Source organism: Pyrobaculum sp. (genome assembly GCF_049971835.1).
GTDB lineage: Archaea > Thermoproteota > Thermoprotei > Thermoproteales > Thermoproteaceae > Pyrobaculum.
This window is the reverse complement of the sequence record NZ_JBMFKV010000287.1, coordinates 1-2,010: the sequence shown is the minus strand read 5'-3', so window position 1 is coordinate 2,010 and position 2,010 is coordinate 1. Positions and strand designations below refer to the sequence as shown.

At 55.4% G+C, this 2,010-nt stretch carries 3 protein-coding genes and 1 pseudogene; all 4 read left to right on the top strand.

Annotated features, from left to right (window positions below):
* Positions 1-300 (top strand): annotated as a pseudogene (locus ACP5J3_RS13750) (hypothetical protein); the annotation flags it as partial.
* A complete protein-coding gene (locus ACP5J3_RS13745; protein WP_428496203.1) occupies positions 284-706 on the top strand; it encodes a hypothetical protein in 423 nt (140 codons plus the stop codon). The pseudogene ACP5J3_RS13750 and the gene ACP5J3_RS13745, both read left to right, overlap by 17 nt.
* 19 nt (positions 707-725) lie before the next feature.
* Positions 726-1,754, top strand: coding sequence for a hypothetical protein (locus tag ACP5J3_RS13740; protein ID WP_428496202.1), 1,029 nt, complete (start codon positions 726-728; stop codon positions 1,752-1,754).
* Positions 1,751-1,984 (top strand): hypothetical protein, encoded by a 234-nt coding sequence (locus ACP5J3_RS13735; protein WP_428496201.1) that lies wholly within the window; start codon positions 1,751-1,753, stop codon positions 1,982-1,984. The genes ACP5J3_RS13740 and ACP5J3_RS13735 overlap by 4 nt, the downstream gene beginning before the upstream one ends.
* The last annotated feature ends 26 nt before the right edge of the window (positions 1,985-2,010 follow it).

Here is a 2,010-nt window from a genome sequence, read left to right as displayed (position 1 = left end):
TATAGGAGGTACAAGAGGGCTCTGGAGAAGGCCGAGAGGACGACGGTCTACGTTGTCGAGGCTGTGGTGGAGTGCAGAGGCCGCATATCGGCGAATGGAGAGGTGTACGTCAAGCCTGCTGTGGAGAAGGTGGACTTGACTTTCTTCGCCTCGCCGCGCTTTAGGGTGCTGGTGGTGTCGAGGAGTAGGCGTATTGCGGTTAAATGCGGCGGCTATGTGGTTTACGAGGCTGAGGGGGAGGAGGTGCCCCTCGCCGTGGCTAAGTTCCTTGTCGCAAAATTCCATGAGGGTAAGGACTAAGAAGGGCGTATTCGAGCTTAAGCCAGACTCTCCGGCCAACTACCGGAGGTTGTACGTAGACGTCTTTTCGGTGGCGGCGGCGCTGAGCGAGCCGGAGGAGTTGTTTAGATCTGCCGCGGAGGCTGGTCTTGATGCCGTTTTCGTTGTGGACGCCTGGAGCGAGACCCACATGCCCCTCGCGAGGCGCTACCTGGAGCTCTGCGCCAAGTACGGAATCAACTGCCGCCTTTCTGAGCGGAGGCCCGCCGAGATATATGCCGCTGAGCTGTGCGAAAGAGAATGCGGAGGGAGATGCGCCGTGGTGACAAGGGACTACGACGCCGTTGCGGTAGTCAGGAAGTGCGCCGTCCTTCTGTTTAGAGGAGGTAGGTTTTGGAGTGTGTGCGGCGTGGAGAAGGTTTATTAGCCGCTCTCCGCGTCTCTACATGGGGCGTCCTTATGTAAAGTGGATAGTGGTTGACGAGCCTTTAAGTAGCATCTACAGAATTGGTTGCCTCCAAGTAAAAGACGGCTACCTCTACACAGTGGGCGAGCTCGTCATCGACGAGGGCGAGAAGTGGAAACGAGGCTGGCGTGTGGAAAAGCGTAGAGCTGAAGACGGGAGGGCGGTGAAAACTCGGAGTAAGTGGAGTCCGCCTGATTATACCAAGTGTGTAGTGGCGGGGGATAAGCTGGTGTTTTGGGAGTGGCATTTCTACGTATTCGACCTCAATCTAAAATTGGTTAGAAAAGTGTATAGGAGGCTTGGAGATCACCCCTCTATAACCACAGACGGCCGCTATATATACACCGTGTCTGAGCACTGGTCCTTCTGGGTTGTAGAAAAGTGGGATCTCGACGTGACTCGAAAAATCATCTCATACGAGGTGGATTGGCTGTCAGACGATCGAGATAGGCCGATAGAATTTCGCAGTATAGCGGTTAACCCAGTCACGGGGCACATCTGGCTTCCTGGCTGTGTGGACTGCGGCAGATATCCAGAGTGGCGGATTGTGGTTGTTGGCAAGAGGACGCACCGGCGGAAGTGGGCGCGTACCAGAATTTTAAAACCTCAGATAAGCGGCGACGCGAATGGGGTTGTCTTCGACGAGGATGGCAACGCCTACGTCTACGGCTACGAGGGAGTTGTGAAGTATAGCAAATACGGAAAACTACTGGCAAAGACAGAGCTGAAGTACGAAGAATTCGCTGGCGGTGTGTATAGAGGGGGCTTGCTGTACCTAATCAGCTGGGGATCTGCGCTCTACGTCTTCGACTCAGATTTGAGAAAAGTCGAGGAGATTGACTTGAAGCCGGAGATTTCGAAACATCCCCAAATTGCAAAACACATGGGGGAGGGCAGTTATTTGGTGAGTTCAGTTACGACATCCGACAGAGAGACGATTTACGTAGCCGGACGGGTTGAAAACGTGGGGAAAAGAGACGTGGGCTTCATATACGCCCTCGCCCTATGACCCCCATCCACCAGCCCCCACTAGCCGTCTACGGCGGCTGTCTAGAGCACCCCCAAGTCGTCTGCGTAAGGTCGAGGGAGGAGCTCCTCAGCCACGTCGGCAGGAGCTTCCTCGTGGTGGTGGGGGACGAGGCCCTGGCGAGAGAGCTGGAGGCGGCCTACTTCACAGAAGAGGAGTGGGTCGAGTTCGTAAGATTTTTCCAAGAGGAGGTGAAGAAAGGCCGTGCCTAAGAAGGCGGAGGCTCCCGAGGACTGCC

What these genes read in the sequence shown, in the direction of transcription:
- ACP5J3_RS13745 (WP_428496203.1), top strand. Translation starts at nt 284, where the DNA reads ATGAGGGTAAGGACTAAGAAGGGCGTATTCGAGCTTAAGCCAGACTCT.
- ACP5J3_RS13740 (WP_428496202.1), top strand. Translation starts at nt 726, where the DNA reads ATGGGGCGTCCTTATGTAAAGTGGATAGTGGTTGACGAGCCTTTAAGT.
- ACP5J3_RS13735 (WP_428496201.1), top strand. Translation starts at nt 1,751, where the DNA reads ATGACCCCCATCCACCAGCCCCCACTAGCCGTCTACGGCGGCTGTCTA.